The organism is Acinetobacter sp. 10FS3-1 (genome assembly GCF_013343215.1).
Taxonomy (GTDB): domain Bacteria; phylum Pseudomonadota; class Gammaproteobacteria; order Pseudomonadales; family Moraxellaceae; genus Acinetobacter; species Acinetobacter lwoffii_C.
The window spans coordinates 172,768-187,963 of the sequence record NZ_CP039144.1 but is presented as its reverse complement, the minus strand read 5'-3'; the positions used below and the strand labels follow the sequence as shown (position 1 = coordinate 187,963).

Below are 15,196 nucleotides of genomic sequence, written 5' to 3'. Positions count from 1 at the left end.
AAAAAAACCGCTCAAATGAGCGGTTTTTTTGGCTTGGTCTAAACCTTAATTTGATCGTTAGAATCCAATTCAGTCTGATTAGCTTTCCGTTTCTTCTTCCGATGTTTCTTAATACCGAAGTAATCTACTTCAACTGCCAATGATACAAAGCAATAAACCAATACCATCAACCAGATAAAAAGAACTGCCCGGTGAGATTCGTATGGAACCAACGAGTTTTCTATATTATTCGCATCTAGGATTCTTTTAACGCCGTAGGATTCAGCATATTCAGTGCTGAAACGCCCAAAGGAATATTCCTTGATAATGCTCTGGCTATATTGTGCAAGTTTCTCATTGTACTCAGCCTTAGGCATTTCATAGCGTTGTTTAAGTAATAGTTGGGCTAATACAAAATCCTTCTGTTCTGTAGACCAATATGTGTTTTTGATTGCCAACTGTTCAGCTTCTTTGAAGTCGCGTTTTTCAACAGCAGCTTCAATAGGGTGGGTAGGCTGATTAAGATTGTCAAAAAACTCAATAGCCGGACCTGTAAGATACATTAAGAGAGTGATGTAAAAAGCGGGAACAACCTTTCTAACTTTCTCTTGGGTTTCTGGATTAGTCTTGCGGTCTGGTTGTACTAAGTAATGAAATTTATTACCAATAATCAAATAAAGCATAAAGCCAAAAATGATCATTAAATACAGTTTAAATAAAACCTGATTTTTCGGTGATAAGACACTCTGGTTGATATCCATATACGGTAAGTAAATTGCCGGCTCCGTGAGTAAGCTCCATCCCTGAGGTCCGGCAAATGCCATAAGTGCGAAACTGGCAACTACTAGACCAATGTACTTGTAGCGATTCCACAGATCGCTAAACAGTAACTTTATTTCATGCCCTACAAATGGACGCTTTACAGCTTTGTAGAGTTGCTTATTTTCTCTACTTAAAGGCAGACCAAGCTCAACAGCAAGTAGTAACAGGATGATGCTCACATGGGTCTGGACAAACATATTGCGAAGTACGGTTTGCTCAAGTGGGGCAGACTTAGCAGTACCTAAAAGAACATCAGCAATTTGGTCAGGGGTATTCAACTCAAAATCAATACAGCGATTAAGAAATTCTGGAATCTTAAATGCTCGTGAAATTTCCGTTTTAAGTAGAGATCGAGGTGAATCAAGAATAGTTTTCTCTACAGCACCTTTCTTGATTACATCAAAAATATATTCCTGAAATTTCGTGTCAGTATCGTAGTCACCTGAACGATACACACACTTAGAAGCAGCAGCCGAAGCATTAATCAGCTCTAGTCGCTGTAAAATGGCTCCAAGCGTATCGCTACGCAGTTGACCGTCTCCAAAGAGGTAGTTCACAACACTTGCATAGTGTCGTGGTAATGTAGCAATCGCTGAATCAATGCTGTCTGCTGTTAAAGTCATATAAATTTTGCCCCGATCTGTCATTTCTTAATTTATTGATTGCTACCGTTCTCAAAAGTCTTTTTCGTGATGTATGACTGGAAAGCTGTAAACGCCATAGTAAAAGAAATAAGAACTAACAAAAACTGTAAGAATGATTTGTTCTGGTGAAATCCTGACTGATCTTGTGCAAATAGGGCAGTTTTAATTTCTTTAATTGCAATTCCTGGATAGTTAATGTCTACTTGGCTCCAAGATTTAACATCATCAATGTTGTCTACTGGCACGAAATCTTGAGCTAGATTACGAAGCTCGGTTTGAGTCGCAGTATCAAGCTGCTGACCTTTATTCATTGCTAGTAGCACCTGAGCTTTCATAAAACTCTGTTTTTCATAGGCATTGAAATTCTGTTCAATATAAGCAAATGCTGATTCTTTTTCATTTGCTTGAACCATCTGGGTCAGAGGATTCTTTTGTTCAAATGCTTGCATACTAAAATGAGATAAGCCTAGAGCACCAAAGAAGAGAATGCAGCAGCCAACCGTTTTATTGAATGCGTCATATACATGCTCAACACGTTTAAGTGGATGCAATTTATCAGTAAGGTAAAAGCCTAAACCAACCGGTAACAAGAACATGGCAAGCATTGAAGAACTGATAGCTAATAAATACAACGAGCGATATTCAGTAATAGGCGTAATCAACTGAGCTGTCATTGTTAGATTAAAAGGAGTGTAGACACCCTGCACAGCAGCAATAATAAAGCATGCAAGACCACCGACCAGTAAGGTACATAAGCTGATAAGGAAGCGATTTAAAGTTGGAGCTGCATAAGCATACACAGTGTCAGTTAAACAGGCTTCACCCAAACCAACAGTAGTTTTTTCAAGCTGAAAGCCTTTATTCAGCTCGATGATTTCTTCAAAGGTGTTAGAGATAGTGCGAGTCGCAATCGCTCGAAAAACGCGGTTAAGGTGATGGTCAATATTTGAAGAGTAAAGACCATTAAGAACAGCTAAAAGTTCATCAGGAGAGTTTACTTTCAAACGAATAAAATCAGCAGAGTTGTTATTGAACTGACGTACACAGAAATCAGCGACAGTTTCATTGCGACGAAGCATGGTATTAATAAAGTTCAGCATGATCTTACGCTGTTCTTCTCGCTTCTTGCTAAACATTGTATTTTGATAAAAGTAGTTTGCTTTTTGGCGTACTGTTTTGTTGTCACGCAAGGCAAAACGTGAAATCACGGAATGATCACTTGTGAAGCAACTAAGAACCTTCTTAGAAAACTGTGGGATTTGTAGCACTGCATCTACGTCATTCATATTCTAATTCCTCTTGCCAATGAATAAGGTTGGCTGCCCTTTTTTAGTTGATAAAATGGTATGTAAATAACCAATTTTCACATTAAAAATATATCATTAAAACATGGCATAAGTCAATAAATTGGGTGTCTACTTTGCACTGCATATACAAAAAAACGCAAAAAAAAACCTTGATAGAACAACCAATTGCATTGTTTATTCAGAATAAATACGGAATTTATGCAGAATTAAAGCAATGATCGCCATAATTTATATTTTTTTATACAGGTTTTACCCTTTTATATACAGTTATTAGACATTATCTTCCATTTAACACGCAGAAAATAATCAGACATTGCCATATTTTATACATTATTTTGACAAAAAATTCACGAATTTTTAGCATAAAAGAATCATAAAAATAAGCTAAAAATATTATAAATATAATATCTATTTATTAAAAATACTATCTGAAATGAATAATAAAATCAATAAAATTTATAATAAAAAATCCGAAAATATAAATTATTTTTAATGCAAAATATTGATTTATGTGGCTGTTGTATATTAATTAAACTTATATCGAGTGGTATATTATCATAATAATACACAAAAGGATTATCATTATTAGGATTTAACCTTTAAAACGTAACAATTCAAATTAACTTGATATAATGAAGATAAAAATTCCTATAGAAAAAGCATTAAGGTATCCAAAGGAGAAGAAATTAAAACCACAAAGTTTTACCCCAAAGATTATGAAATAGGAACTTTACAGACATAGGAAGAAGTATTAATTAAGGATAGAAAAAACATTATAAGTCCTTAATTTTTTTACATATTAAAAAATGACCAATTTTTCAAAAATACAGGTTTTGATGTGGTAACAGACCTTCAAATTACAGGTTTTGATGTGGTAACAGAAATTAAAAAAACAGGTTTTGATGTGGTAACAGAAAAATTTTGATGTAGTAACATAGTCCAGGTATAAAAAATGATCAAAAGTACGGACAAGACTATATAGATGATTTGGGTAGGGTATGGGGTTGTTATATGGGTATTATATTTGGGGTATTTTTTGATTTTTGGTGGTATTTTATCATTTACACAAAAACAATAAAAACAAGTTAAGTAAACAAAAAAAACTAATAATCTTTTTATATATAAAAGTTGGTAATTTAAAAAACCACATACATTCATATAAATAATTTTTTAAATAAAGATTAAATTTGGATATGAATAAAACTCTAATTATATAAGATTAATATTATATATAACTTTAAAAAATAAGTATTATATAAGAGTAGTAAATATAACTATTTAAATAAGAAATTAAGTGTAAAAACAAGATAAAAAAAGGGTAATAATAAAAATAGTAAAACATTGAATTATATTTATAGTTTGAATAAATAGAAGGGTTTTATTGTAGTTATAAAAATTTAAAAAATAGAAATAAAATACTGTACAAAAAGTAATCTACTTAAAATTAAAGGTGATTGTCTTTTTCTTCCCTTAAATCTGAATCCAATCTGACAAAAAACAGGAGTAAAAAAAACCACAAAGAATCAGAGGGAGTTACATCAAAAATTGAACTGGAAATAGGACTAAAAACTATAAGGAATCTAAGTTAAATAACCTCGAAAAGTGAACTGGAAATAGGACTAAAAAAACTACAAAGAATCAGAGGGAGTTACATCAAAAATTGAACTGGAAATAGGACTAAAAACTATAAGGAATCTAAGTTAAATAACCTCGAAAAGTGAACTGGAAATAGGACTAAAAAAACTACAAAGAATCAGAGGGAGTTACATCAAAAATTGAACTGGAAATAGGACTAAAAACTATAAGGAATCTAAGTTAAATAACCTCGAAAAGTGAACTGGAAATAGGACTAAAAAAACTACAAAGAATCAGAGGGAGTTACATCAAAAAAATGAACTGGAAAAATCAGAAAGAGTCCAAGTCAAATTACATCGAAAAGTGAACTGGAAATAGGACTAAAAAAACTACAAAGAATCAGAGGGAGTTACATCAAAAAAATGAACTGGAAAAATCAGAAAGAGTCCAAGTCAAATTACATCGAAAAGTGAACTGGAAATAGGACTAAAAAAACTACAAAGAATCAGAGGGAGTTACATCAAAAAAATGAACTGGAAAAATCAGAAAGAGTCCAAGTCAAATTACATCGAAAAGTGAACTGGAAATAGGACTAAAAAAACTACAAAGAATCAGAGGGAGTTACATCAAAAAAATGAACTGGAAAAATGAACTGGAAAAATAGGACAGGAAACGGAATAGGATACGAGTAAATGTTGAATCTTTTTTTTAATAAAAACTAACGTATACCATGTACCAGGATAGTGTTAAAAAAAGCCCCACTAATTTAGAGAGCTTGTTTCTTGTAGGCTAATAATATTTCTTTCCCGGTAATGGTAATCTCAGAGCGAAAAAAAGACCGCTTTCACGATCTTAATTTTCAGCCTTATTCATCTTTATAATATGGTTTTGCTATCTCGCCTAAACCATCATTGCCAAATTTATTAAGCAATCTCTGGTATTCGTCATAAACAAACAAGATAAATTCTCGAAGCTCTTTTTCATCAGCAATAATGCCATTAAAACCAGTTGCCAGATCAATAGCACCCGCAATCCCGCTTGTTTTTACTTCCGCATCAAACTTCAAGTTGAAATTGTGCAAACGGTTAAATTCACTAACTAGCTTTGGTTGGGAAGCATAAAACAGTAAGAGGTAACTGAATGATTTGTTATTGGTAATATCCTTCAAAATTTCTTCTGGTAGTCCCTTGTCTAAGGTAGGTTGAACCAGCATATAGTTTTATCCTCAAGTGATGGAAGCAATAAGGCCTAATGACTAGCATCAGGCTCCAAAATTATAAATTAATGTGTTGGGGCAAAAACGTATTTATACCCGCCAATGGTACTGATGATCAAATCAGACATATCGGATTCAGTTGGATGTAGCTTTTTCAACAGAGTAGCTAAACTGGTTTTATGTTTTGAAAGGTCAGCTTAATTCACTTCTACTTTCATTTTCTCTTTAACAAAGCTGTATGCCTGATCTGCTGTTAGGGCAGTGTTCACCAGATACGCCACAAGTACGGCATTAAATTGAAATCCCGCTTCTTCGGCCTTGTGATCTAGGAATAACTGGCACAAACATTTTGGGAATCCCTCGAAAATTGAGCAGTGATTACGGACGCTCTACCGCTTGAGCATTCTGCTCGTTCTCAATATTTTACACCCAATAAGAAAGACAGTCCTTAGACTGTCTTTTGATAAAAGTAGCTGCCTACTGCCATGATACCCGCTACCACGAAACCAAGCATGAACTTGTAGTATGTAGACTGGTCTGTACCATGTTCTGCTACCCACTCACGATGTTGAGCTACTGTAGTAATAGTATCTGGAACTGATGTATCGTACATACCGCCCCAAACCAAAAGAACAAAAGCGATAGTTGCGCAAACGATTGTGAATAGTGGAGAAGCGATTACATTTTTCATTTTATTTACCTTAAATTCTAAACCTTTAATCCAGTGGTTTTTCTGGTTGAGCTTTCTGCTCTCTATGTGTTCTATTATGGTCGAAAACCTGGCATAAGTCAATATAAGTGTATGTGAATCAATACCTTACAAATATTCAATCATTTTTTTATACTAAAAAATCTAACGCCTACCATGTTGCCAGGCTGCGATATAAATTGATGAAGCACCCGGTTAAGAGTGCTTATTGGCAACCACCTTATCAGAGGGCGTTAAAAAAGCCCCTTACGGAGCTTCGTGTTTTATGTTACCTAAATTTCTTCTCGTGTAACTCTTTTAGATCAGCTTCCAGGCTTGCGAACACATCCTGGTTAATTCGCTTAAATTCTTTAATGACTAAGTAAATTGAAAGATAGATTCCGATAAATGCTAATCCAGAAACAATTATTGATGGAATATATGTTTCACCTTGATTCTTTAGCTCAAGGGCGTGTTCAAAGATACCGACACAAGAAACTAAACAGATAACAAAAACGATGATGCTCACTACGAAACGTACAAGGGGGTGGGATACGATATTCGCCATAAATGTTCACCTAATTACAGCCGTTAATCCGGTGGCTTTGCCGTTTGGACTTTATGCCCTATGTGATAAATTATCTTTTAAAACATGGCATAAGTCAATGTTGTTGTGTGTAATCTAATCACAAGATGCAGAAAAGCATCAAAGGTCAAGGTCGCCTATTTAGACCGTATAAGAGTAATAAGTTATGAAATCATTTGAAAATCAAAACGGCAAACAAGAGGCATCAGAAGTTAGTAAACTGTATTACGAATGCTTAGAAGTTTCCAAAGAAAACGCTGAATCTGGCTCTAATGCTGCCATGTTCTCTTATGGTGATGCTGCCAAACGATTTGTAAGAGAGTTAAAAAAGAAGTTTCCTGAATGGCATGCCAAAGCTGTTGAATTGGCTGACACGGCAGAGTACACACGTTCAAGCCGTGGTTATGGACAATACCGCCAAAATCTCTACTATCTATCTTTCGGTGATACTGGTTATTACACTGACCCTTTCCCTGCACGACTAAAACGCTCAGTGTTGATTCAGGAAGCAGTATTCTGTTTATTGCTGCGCTACATCACGGCAGACCGACCGAAGGATAATCCTACTGCATAAGACTGAACATAAATAGCCTGGTTATGATGCCGGGCTTTTTATACCTGGTGATTTTGAGATTGAATTATTTTTTTATTTAAAAAATCTAACGTCTACCATGTTGCTAGGAGGGTAAGTGATCGGCATTACTACCGATCACTTTTAGGACCTTATTAGTTGCTGTCGTCCTTTTGCTTTACGCCCATAATGCGGGTGATTTGATTCAGCATGGTTTCCACACCTTTGAACTCGATGTGGAATTTGACCGTTTCAGTAGTGGTCACGCTATCAGAGGAAAGCAATTCAGTGACAATTTCAGGACTGAGTTGTGCTTCCGCTTGTTCAGCATTTGGAACAGGCTTGCCCTGTGCGGTAGTAGTGGTAGTAGTAGTGTTTTCAAGGGAGTAGCCTGTGGAGATCGAAGTTACGATAACGGCAATCAACATCAGAACTTTGGTTTTCTTGTTCATGGTGGTTTCCCAATTCTAAGCCTTTACTACGGTGGCATTTCCGCTCGAAACTAGCTGTTCCTATATTGGTTATTATACAATCAAAACATGGCATAAGTCAATCAGCAAAAACACCTCAAACCCACTGTTTATAGGGTATTCATGAGATTAATTACATCAAAATGTAAGTTGATCTGTGGTGATAAACCCACTAACTACGGCGCATATTACTGGTATTCGTGGAATTATTAAATCATTTTTTTATAATGTAAAAAATCTAACGCCTACCTTGTTCCTGGTTTGATCGGTTCCGGCTACCAACCACGGCGTAATAAAAAACCCCGCATAGGGCAGGGCTTCTGATCTGGACTGTTTATTTCTTTTTTTTGGGGTTTTGGGGCTTGATACGAGGTTTACAATGCTCATTAAGAGTTAGATGAAGTTCTTTTAGAAGGCGTTTTTCAGCCATCTTTTGTTTAAATTGCTCTAAAGCACCCATGAAATGAAAGACCCTTTAAATGTATCGCGGAATATTTATAACGAAAGTACCTTATGAGAAGTTCCTTTCAGTTGAATAGGTCATTTCACATTCGCCATTTTTCTCGATATGGCGTTGCAGCATGATTTTAAGTGCATATTTAATCAGTGCATAGTAACAAAATGGAATATCTCGCTCTTTTTTTACAAGTTCAATGAAGTTCTCATTGTTCATAGTGACGGCGTTAGCCAATTCACGGACACTCATAGAACTGAACATTTCAATACCGTTGTCCTTGACGTATTCGTAAACATTGTCGTAATTAAAAGCGTCAGCTTCATTGGCAAGCTCGCGCAGACCGAATTTAGCCAGACGGAGTAATTGAAGCACACTTGCTTTGTCCTTGATCTTAGTTTCGATCACACCATTAAGCTTAGTATCTGCTACATCCTCAGTGCGAATGTATACGCGCACGAAGTTTGGGGTTTTACGTTGCAGCAAGAACAAAAGGTTCCCACTGATTTTTTCGTCAGGCATTGCGCAGCCTTGAGATGATAAATCCCAGATTTGATTCTTCTGGACCGCTTTATCGCGTTTAGAATGGATACGGCTCACGTTAAGTAGTGAGATTGGGTTGAATGATGGCTTATTAGCAGCTTGGATAGCTTGAGTATTCATAGTATGTATTCCTGTTCACTTGCCGTATTAATCAGGTCGGCAATCCTGTTACAAATAACTGTTGTGTACATGCCGGTTATTATTATTTAAAACATGGCATAAGTCAATATTAGCCTAAATATTTTGTATATACAGACGGCGAATAATTCTAAAAAGAAATATGGTGTCTTATTTAATGTGTGTATGATGTGCTTAAAGGGTATCAGGGGAAAGGGTGTGGAATTAGACAAATTAGAGGTTCTGGACGCGGAAATCTCACAAATAAATGAACGCATTGAGTATGCCAGAAAAGGCCAGGGATTGAGTGTTGTATTGATGCTGGCTTATGGGATGTTGGTATCACTTGGACAATTTCAATTTAATGGGTTGGTCTTTGGTTCCATCGTCGCTGTGGCGTTAGGTTTATTTGCTTGGGTGCACATAATGGCACGAGAGCTATCATTGAAGTTTAATGAATGTGAAGGCTACTTATAAAGGGAAGTTTACTACTACGGCGTTCTGGTTGATGTGAATAATAAAGGTGCTTTGATAGCACCTTATTTGTTTGTATATACAGAACCTTTAGAGCCTGATGATCAACGGCGTTTCCCGCGTGGTTTCTTGGACCCAGAAGGGAGCTGTTCAGCATAAGCCTGTATTGGATTGTAAGGAAGCACAGCATCCGGTTTAGCATGTTGTTCTGCTCGTGCTTTCTGGTGGTTCTTTAGAGCTTCACTGAGAACGTCACTCATGCTCTTATTAGACATTATAGGCTCCATATCATTTGATGAATCATTGGCTGAATTATACACGTATGCTTTGGGATATATAGAAGGGTAAAATGCTTAATTTCTATTTTAATGAAACATGGCAGAAGGATAACTATACTCGACTGCAACTTATAATGAATTACTTGTTCCAGATAATGCCCCCATCCATATAAAAGAAGATTATAGATTTGTGTCTGAGCTATCAGCCAAACGTACCGCGTTGAAATGCAGAATGTTGGCAGCTTTGGTCAAGGGAGCGAGGGCCTGAACAATCGACCGAATCAGGACCCACAAAAAAGCACCCCTAAAATGGAGTGCTTTTTATTACCTGTAGGACCTGTATGGAAGGTCTGGCAGTTATACCGCGATAGGTTGGATGCGAAAGCTCTTCAACTCATTTTTGAGGAACGGAAAAATAGGATGCGCAGTTTCGATAATCGCTTCTTCACATTCCAGATCGGCAAGGGTTTCAGCCAGTTTGTAAGAGTTGCTTTGAAGGCAATACAAAGTGGTTTCTGTAAGAGCTGTTTTGATTAATTGGTTAAGAGCTTCATTACAGTATTTAGGAGCTTGAGAAGTAAGGTTGACTGTCTTTAAAGTCATACTGATATTCAATCCTGTATTTAAAGGTTTCGCACTACCGATAATTTTGCAAGATAAATGCCAATGGCATTGTGTTTTGTAAGCTTATGGAAGCGGGAACTCAAAACAAAATAATGCAATACGCCTATCCTTAGCGTTATGCGAAAACTAATTATATTCAGGAAGCGGTTTGAATGAAATACCTTGTATCGGATGAAAAGTACAACAGATTCGTATATACAAGGTAACGAGCAGTATAACCTGTGGGGAATTGTGAACACCTGTGGTCTTGTAGGCTTATAAAGGTCCTAATGCCGGCGACGACCACCGATTGACCACTACGGCGCATCTACTGGTCCTAGATAGGGCAGAATGATTAATGATTGATGATGGGTCAGGTGGTTTGTGTACGATGGTTTTTAATAACATTGCGCATAGGTCAATAACCCCATTACAATGATGTGTTACTTTGCAACTGATTTTATCCTGATTATTAATCAGCTCTACTGACTAAATATGGCATAAGGTCTGCATGTATCCATGAAAGCAAGGACCAGATATAGACTATTTAAGCTATGGGTCCTGTACGATTAAACAGAACAAGAGAAGTCTATGAGCCGTTTCATTGACATTGAAGAACTATCAAAGAATGCAAAGTTAAAGCTGCCACCGCAGATTGCTCAAACTGGTTATTATGGCATTAAGAGCTTGCCTGTGGGGAAGCCGAATACAATGCTGTCTGGTTATAGCGGTGTAATAAAGACCTATTCGGTGAATGGCATTGTCTATAAGGGTCCACATGAGATTCGTATGTTAGAAATCAAGACACAACAAGCCGATGATGTACCAATCCTGTATATGGCGATCTTAAAGGAATATCTGCTTTAAGGTCTGGACCATTCCAGTTGAATTAAGCATGCCAATAACTGCCAAAACGTACTGATGATGCGCCGTAGGTAGCAGGGATTGGTGTTTGTATATACAGAATAAATGGACACTGATATGACAACTCAAACGACAAAACAACCTAAAACTGAAAAGTACCCATTGCAGCTTGAGAATTGGGGCGACGACAGCTACATGATCATTAGCCGTGGTCATCATGATCTGGACGTATTTAAGCGTCTGGTGAATCAGGAATATGAACACTTTGGGAACTTCTTTGAAGCTGCTTATCACGGTTATTTCAAGGCAACACCGCATGACTTTGGCACTGCCTATTCACCTGTAGGTCCTAATACTCGTGGTGCTTTCCCCGCAACTATCGCACAGGAAGGGTGGCAAGCTGAGTTTGGCGATAAAGAATGGGAACGTGTGGTCTTTAAGAATGGTGATCTAGTGGTTCCACTGCATGATGAATTTGGTCCAAACCCGCCGTTGGAAACGTGTTATGGCATTTCCTACAAAGGGGAAACTGGCTTTATCACAGTGATGCCGGAAGCAGATGATCGCCCTCGCAAATATAACCGCGTTACAGCGCAATATCGCCTTGCCAATGCACAGGAACGCGCCGTTGGTCATCGACTGTAAATCCACCTGATAGAAATCCAGATTTAAGAGATTTTCTTTTAATGAATGTTGTGTCAGATAAAACTCAAGTAAATACAAGCGATCTTAGTATTGGCTTAATACAGTAATACAAGGTTATTCAAATTGCTTGTATATAGCACCACAATAAGAGGTAGGAATATTTTGAACCACTCCCAGAAGCATGCTTTAGAGCATAAATATACTTATTACGTGCACGGTAAAATAGCGAAGCTGCGGTATAAGGCAATGCTCGTATTTACAGCCTGGTCCGTAACATTGTTATTCCTCCACGGCGCACAACAACTGCTGAATGGGTCTGTGCTGTTTATTGTGGGCGACGAAATCTCTGATCTGGAATTTCTGCCCTACATTGTCAGTGCTCTGGTGACTTTAACGGTGGTGATTACGCTGCTTGCCATCCGGGAATATCGCAAGATTGTGAAAACAGTTGATGGTATATCACAGGGTAATTTACCTCCTGTGGAGGATAAGCCCCCATTCAGCATCTTAGGCGTTGTGATGATCTTTGTGGCGGTATTGGCTCTAATGATCTATGTGGGCGTTCTGGTGCATTCTATGTGGTCTAACTGGTCTTGGAACAGCTTTGCACTGCCAGCGTTGATCATAGCAATTGTGGCAACTCTGGTAGGTCATAGTGCGGGTATCAGTGCCTACGCATTACTACGCCGTCATAAAGGAGCTGCTGCATAAAGATAAGGAGCTGCTGCATAAAGATGAAAAAGTATTATGGTTATTTAGGTTCAGCTCCGCATCTGGCATTTACCTCAATTTTGATCGGGTCGGTGTATTGGCAGCAGTTTATGACCTCGATTTATAAAGATGATATTGCTCTACCTGGCATTGCTGCAACCGCAGTGGTTTTTGGATTGTTTCTAGGGTACTACTACAAAATTGCAGTGACGAATGACTCCCCGGAGCCACTGCGATTAAAGCCCTTGTCATTGAGTATACTCATTCTCAACCTGGTTCTTCTGGGGATGTCCTTTCCGATTATAGTGTTTGTATTGTGGTTTTCAGCAACAGGGCAAGCAAGCGACCATTCTAAATATGTAATGAGTGTGACTTATGTGCTTTCAATCGCCGTAGGCATATTTGCCATATTCTCGGCTCCACGCGATAAAATGAAACAATAGAGAATCTATGAACAAAAGGGCTTATGTCGGTTCCGCTCACTACTTGGCATATACATCAATGGTGTTGGGGGCAATTCCAATGATGTATTCCATTATTACGTCTGCCAATGGTTCTTATAGGCCAATCCAGATCGTATTTCTTTTGATTCTAGTGGGGATAATTCTGACATATTTCTATAACCTGTTCTCAACCATGTACCAGGACTGTAGCCAATATCATAGGCCACAGCCGATTCAACCGCTTTTATTGAGTGCACTACTTGTTTCGATGTTTTTCACCGGTATTTTGAGCCTGTTATGGTCAGTCATGATTCTCATGCTAGTAGACCGATATGAACCTCAGCCTGTACCATTAGAGGATTGGTGCATCACCTTTTTACTTTTGGCATCATTGATCACTGGTATAGTGGCCCTGGTCAAAATGGTGAAATCATCCAAGATATATCATGTAGAAAACGAATAGCTATAATTGACTTATGCCATATTTTGCGTAACAATTTGTATATACAAAAAGGCATTATGCCAACACGGAAATCTACCGGATTAAAAGAGCCTTGATAGATAAGATTATGTCTGACTATCTTGTGTGGAATTACGACAATACAAGGTTTTAAAAATGAATTTTGCCGTTGGTGTTTTAATTATTTTTTCACTAGGACTTGTCGCCGTATTCGGGATGGGGCCTGTTTTAGAAAGTGAAGGATTTTCTGAAAATGAGATTCGTATGGCTAAAGCAGCCATTATGTTTATTTTCATATTAATACCGCCACTGCTGGTCATCTTTGGGCGCAAAAGTAATGGAGAAACGCAACTTGAACAAGTAGGTAAGCCTGTGACTTCGTTCGTGGGATTAATTTTTTATGGGTTGTCTAGCCCTGTGGGTATGATTATTTTTCTACTCGCCACTATTGCAAGTATTTTGGTTTGGAAATAGCTACTTATAAGGAATTTGGGGAATGAATAGTCATGACCAATCAGTAAATATTGATACAGCGCAAAATATGAATGAACGTATGTACCTATTCTCAGCAGAAATGAATTTACGCACCATGAGCGTTATGGCTATAACGGCGTATTTTATGATTTTTTTAAGTGGTGCAATGAGTGTGCTCAATGGTAACTTAATTGTGCCAGGGGAGAAAATTAGTCCATTCTTTATTAACGCAACACTGGTGATCTCGTTATTGGTGATCTTTATCTCTTTAGGAAGGTATATTCGTACAGTAGTTAAAGCGGTTGTAGGTAAAGGTGGTGCAAGCTACTTTGCGCCCCAGGCCACTTCCATGCCGTCTTACCTCAAGATAGCTGTAATTCTACTGATATTGGGATTCTTTATTGTCATACAAAGCTCATTCATTATTAATGCGCCGTATACCTTAGATAATATGTCTATCCTAAGCTATATTATGATGTTTATAGGTTTTATATTTGGGGCAGTTGGACTGCTTCAAGCGATTGGACTACATAGACGTTATCTTAAAGAGCAATCCGTCTAAATAAAGTTATTCTGATGAAAAAAAGGCACAATTAATGTGCTTTTTTTGTGGACTGAAATAAAGTTTTTATTTAAAAGAATTAATTATCTAAACATGGCATAAGTCAGTATACAATAGGTGCATCGAAATTATAGGCTACTGGTATCAGAATGAGCCACGAAACAGAGCAAAATTATGAAGAAAATGAAGCAAAACTTAATCAGCGAACCAAGACGCTGATCGTTAAGACTTTAACGGCGCAGTTTTTGATCTGATAACTGCACAAAGAATTATCTTGTTTACGTCTTCCATATTTACCTGTCTCATGACTTTGGCAGCAATATGTGTAGCGGTCGGGAAGGCTAATCGCTACAAGGCTGAACAAGCCAGTAAATCAAAATAATCACGAGGTTGAATGAATGCGTCAGGATATAGAACAAACAGAAGCAAATTGAGCACCTACTTTGTCTCGGTATTTCAGTGCTACATTTTCCAATCTTCACCTTTTCTAATCAGGAAATAGCCTTAGTTCCAAAGACCCTTATGTTCGTGGCAGCATTGATCATGCTTACATCTACAATCTTTGCCATGTATCGCGCTATACAAAGCTCTAACCGATATAAGGCTGAACAAGCCAATAAATCAAATCCTCTGGTATGAATTATATGTAGTTGAGAACCAAGCATCATCCTTTGATGCTTATGAACCAATAGCATTTAAACTTGTTTAAC

The 15,196-nt window shown here is 37.4% G+C and carries 20 protein-coding genes; 9 read left to right on the top strand and 11 right to left on the bottom strand.

Annotated features, from left to right (window positions below):
* Positions 1 to 38: 38 nt before the first annotated feature.
* The 6 genes from E5Y90_RS15100 to E5Y90_RS15075 all read right to left on the bottom strand — a co-directional run bounded on the left by E5Y90_RS15100 (position 39) and on the right by E5Y90_RS15075 (position 6,799).
* The gene (locus E5Y90_RS15100) at positions 39 to 1,424 is read right to left on the bottom strand and encodes a hypothetical protein (RefSeq protein ID WP_163146700.1); all 1,386 of its coding nucleotides are present in this window, start codon (positions 1,422 to 1,424) and stop codon (positions 39 to 41) included.
* A 32-nt stretch (positions 1,425 to 1,456) separates the two neighbouring features.
* On the bottom strand, positions 1,457 to 2,731 hold the full coding sequence (locus tag E5Y90_RS15095; protein ID WP_163146699.1) for a hypothetical protein: 1,275 nt from the start codon (positions 2,729 to 2,731) through the stop codon (positions 1,457 to 1,459).
* A 2,461-nt stretch (positions 2,732 to 5,192) separates the two neighbouring features.
* Entirely contained in the window at positions 5,193 to 5,540 is a 348-nt protein-coding gene (locus E5Y90_RS15090; RefSeq protein ID WP_163146597.1) for a hypothetical protein, read from the bottom strand.
* Positions 5,541 to 5,740: 200 nt separating this feature from the next.
* Positions 5,741 to 5,887 (bottom strand): hypothetical protein, encoded by a 147-nt coding sequence (locus E5Y90_RS15085; RefSeq protein ID WP_174660632.1) that lies wholly within the window; start codon positions 5,885 to 5,887, stop codon positions 5,741 to 5,743.
* Between the two features lie 104 nt (positions 5,888 to 5,991).
* Positions 5,992 to 6,156 (bottom strand): hypothetical protein, encoded by a 165-nt coding sequence (locus tag E5Y90_RS15080; RefSeq protein WP_174660631.1) that lies wholly within the window; start codon positions 6,154 to 6,156, stop codon positions 5,992 to 5,994.
* 364 nt (positions 6,157 to 6,520) lie between these two features.
* The gene (locus tag E5Y90_RS15075) at positions 6,521 to 6,799 is read right to left on the bottom strand and encodes a hypothetical protein (protein WP_163146599.1); all 279 of its coding nucleotides are present in this window, start codon (positions 6,797 to 6,799) and stop codon (positions 6,521 to 6,523) included.
* Between the two features lie 184 nt (positions 6,800 to 6,983).
* Between E5Y90_RS15075 and E5Y90_RS15070 the strand changes: the two genes are divergently transcribed.
* Positions 6,984 to 7,391, top strand: coding sequence for a hypothetical protein (locus E5Y90_RS15070; protein WP_163146600.1), 408 nt, complete (start codon positions 6,984 to 6,986; stop codon positions 7,389 to 7,391).
* A 152-nt stretch (positions 7,392 to 7,543) separates the two neighbouring features.
* Here the strand turns inward: E5Y90_RS15070 and E5Y90_RS15065 are convergent, their stop codons facing one another.
* The 3 genes from E5Y90_RS15065 to E5Y90_RS15060 form a co-directional block, all read right to left on the bottom strand.
* Positions 7,544 to 7,840 carry a hypothetical protein gene (locus E5Y90_RS15065; protein ID WP_163146601.1) on the bottom strand — a complete coding sequence of 99 codons (297 nt, stop codon included), beginning with the start codon at positions 7,838 to 7,840 and terminating at the stop codon, positions 7,544 to 7,546.
* A gap of 352 nt (positions 7,841 to 8,192) precedes the next feature.
* Positions 8,193 to 8,318: a hypothetical protein gene (locus tag E5Y90_RS17615; protein WP_257234947.1), complete on the bottom strand. Its 126-nt coding sequence runs from the start codon at positions 8,316 to 8,318 to the stop codon at positions 8,193 to 8,195.
* A 51-nt stretch (positions 8,319 to 8,369) separates the two neighbouring features.
* A complete protein-coding gene (locus E5Y90_RS15060; protein WP_163146602.1) occupies positions 8,370 to 8,975 on the bottom strand; it encodes a hypothetical protein in 606 nt (201 codons plus the stop codon).
* A gap of 216 nt (positions 8,976 to 9,191) precedes the next feature.
* Here E5Y90_RS15060 and E5Y90_RS15055 point away from each other — a divergent pair, with 216 nt between their 5' ends.
* Positions 9,192 to 9,449, top strand: a complete 258-nt coding sequence (locus tag E5Y90_RS15055) for a hypothetical protein (protein ID WP_163146603.1) — start codon at positions 9,192 to 9,194, stop codon at positions 9,447 to 9,449.
* A gap of 101 nt (positions 9,450 to 9,550) precedes the next feature.
* Here the strand turns inward: E5Y90_RS15055 and E5Y90_RS15050 are convergent, their stop codons facing one another.
* Together E5Y90_RS15050 and E5Y90_RS15045 are read right to left on the bottom strand one after the other, a co-directional pair.
* Positions 9,551 to 9,721 carry a hypothetical protein gene (locus E5Y90_RS15050; RefSeq protein ID WP_163146604.1) on the bottom strand — a complete coding sequence of 57 codons (171 nt, stop codon included), beginning with the start codon at positions 9,719 to 9,721 and terminating at the stop codon, positions 9,551 to 9,553.
* Between the two features lie 360 nt (positions 9,722 to 10,081).
* Positions 10,082 to 10,327, bottom strand: a complete 246-nt coding sequence (locus E5Y90_RS15045) for a hypothetical protein (protein WP_163146605.1) — start codon at positions 10,325 to 10,327, stop codon at positions 10,082 to 10,084.
* Positions 10,328 to 10,918: 591 nt separating this feature from the next.
* On the opposite strand from E5Y90_RS15045, the gene E5Y90_RS15040 reads away from it, so the two are divergent.
* From E5Y90_RS15040 to E5Y90_RS15010, 7 genes are all read left to right on the top strand, one after another.
* Entirely contained in the window at positions 10,919 to 11,194 is a 276-nt protein-coding gene (locus tag E5Y90_RS15040; RefSeq protein WP_163146606.1) for a hypothetical protein, read from the top strand.
* Positions 11,195 to 11,308: 114 nt separating this feature from the next.
* A complete protein-coding gene (locus E5Y90_RS15035; RefSeq protein WP_163146607.1) occupies positions 11,309 to 11,836 on the top strand; it encodes a hypothetical protein in 528 nt (175 codons plus the stop codon).
* 246 nt (positions 11,837 to 12,082) lie between these two features.
* The gene (locus E5Y90_RS15030) at positions 12,083 to 12,547 is read left to right on the top strand and encodes a hypothetical protein (protein ID WP_174660630.1); all 465 of its coding nucleotides are present in this window, start codon (positions 12,083 to 12,085) and stop codon (positions 12,545 to 12,547) included.
* Between the two features lie 23 nt (positions 12,548 to 12,570).
* Complete coding sequence (locus E5Y90_RS15025) at positions 12,571 to 12,990, top strand: hypothetical protein (RefSeq protein ID WP_163146609.1); 420 nt, start codon at positions 12,571 to 12,573, stop codon at positions 12,988 to 12,990.
* A 7-nt stretch (positions 12,991 to 12,997) separates the two neighbouring features.
* Positions 12,998 to 13,453, top strand: a complete 456-nt coding sequence (locus tag E5Y90_RS15020) for a hypothetical protein (RefSeq protein ID WP_174660629.1) — start codon at positions 12,998 to 13,000, stop codon at positions 13,451 to 13,453.
* Positions 13,454 to 13,606: 153 nt separating this feature from the next.
* Positions 13,607 to 13,924, top strand: a complete 318-nt coding sequence (locus tag E5Y90_RS15015) for a hypothetical protein (RefSeq protein WP_163146610.1) — start codon at positions 13,607 to 13,609, stop codon at positions 13,922 to 13,924.
* Between the two features lie 22 nt (positions 13,925 to 13,946).
* Positions 13,947 to 14,486, top strand: coding sequence for a hypothetical protein (locus E5Y90_RS15010; RefSeq protein ID WP_163146611.1), 540 nt, complete (start codon positions 13,947 to 13,949; stop codon positions 14,484 to 14,486).
* Positions 14,487 to 15,196: the final 710 nt, after the last annotated feature.

Coding starts and splice junctions, on each gene's coding strand:
- E5Y90_RS15100 (WP_163146700.1), bottom strand. CDS start 1,424: ATGACTTTAACAGCAGACAGCATTGATTCAGCGATTGCTACATTACCA.
- E5Y90_RS15095 (WP_163146699.1), bottom strand. CDS start 2,731: ATGAATGACGTAGATGCAGTGCTACAAATCCCACAGTTTTCTAAGAAG.
- E5Y90_RS15090 (WP_163146597.1), bottom strand. CDS start 5,540: ATGCTGGTTCAACCTACCTTAGACAAGGGACTACCAGAAGAAATTTTG.
- E5Y90_RS15080 (WP_174660631.1), bottom strand. CDS start 6,156: ATGTACGATACATCAGTTCCAGATACTATTACTACAGTAGCTCAACAT.
- E5Y90_RS15075 (WP_163146599.1), bottom strand. CDS start 6,799: ATGGCGAATATCGTATCCCACCCCCTTGTACGTTTCGTAGTGAGCATC.
- E5Y90_RS15070 (WP_163146600.1), top strand. CDS start 6,984: ATGAAATCATTTGAAAATCAAAACGGCAAACAAGAGGCATCAGAAGTT.
- E5Y90_RS15065 (WP_163146601.1), bottom strand. CDS start 7,840: ATGAACAAGAAAACCAAAGTTCTGATGTTGATTGCCGTTATCGTAACT.
- E5Y90_RS17615 (WP_257234947.1), bottom strand. CDS start 8,318: ATGGGTGCTTTAGAGCAATTTAAACAAAAGATGGCTGAAAAACGCCTT.
- E5Y90_RS15060 (WP_163146602.1), bottom strand. CDS start 8,975: ATGAATACTCAAGCTATCCAAGCTGCTAATAAGCCATCATTCAACCCA.
- E5Y90_RS15050 (WP_163146604.1), bottom strand. CDS start 9,721: ATGTCTAATAAGAGCATGAGTGACGTTCTCAGTGAAGCTCTAAAGAAC.
- E5Y90_RS15045 (WP_163146605.1), bottom strand. CDS start 10,327: ATGACTTTAAAGACAGTCAACCTTACTTCTCAAGCTCCTAAATACTGT.
- E5Y90_RS15040 (WP_163146606.1), top strand. CDS start 10,919: ATGAGCCGTTTCATTGACATTGAAGAACTATCAAAGAATGCAAAGTTA.
- E5Y90_RS15035 (WP_163146607.1), top strand. CDS start 11,309: ATGACAACTCAAACGACAAAACAACCTAAAACTGAAAAGTACCCATTG.
- E5Y90_RS15030 (WP_174660630.1), top strand. CDS start 12,083: ATGCTCGTATTTACAGCCTGGTCCGTAACATTGTTATTCCTCCACGGC.
- E5Y90_RS15025 (WP_163146609.1), top strand. CDS start 12,571: ATGAAAAAGTATTATGGTTATTTAGGTTCAGCTCCGCATCTGGCATTT.
- E5Y90_RS15020 (WP_174660629.1), top strand. CDS start 12,998: ATGAACAAAAGGGCTTATGTCGGTTCCGCTCACTACTTGGCATATACA.
- E5Y90_RS15015 (WP_163146610.1), top strand. CDS start 13,607: ATGAATTTTGCCGTTGGTGTTTTAATTATTTTTTCACTAGGACTTGTC.
- E5Y90_RS15010 (WP_163146611.1), top strand. CDS start 13,947: ATGAATAGTCATGACCAATCAGTAAATATTGATACAGCGCAAAATATG.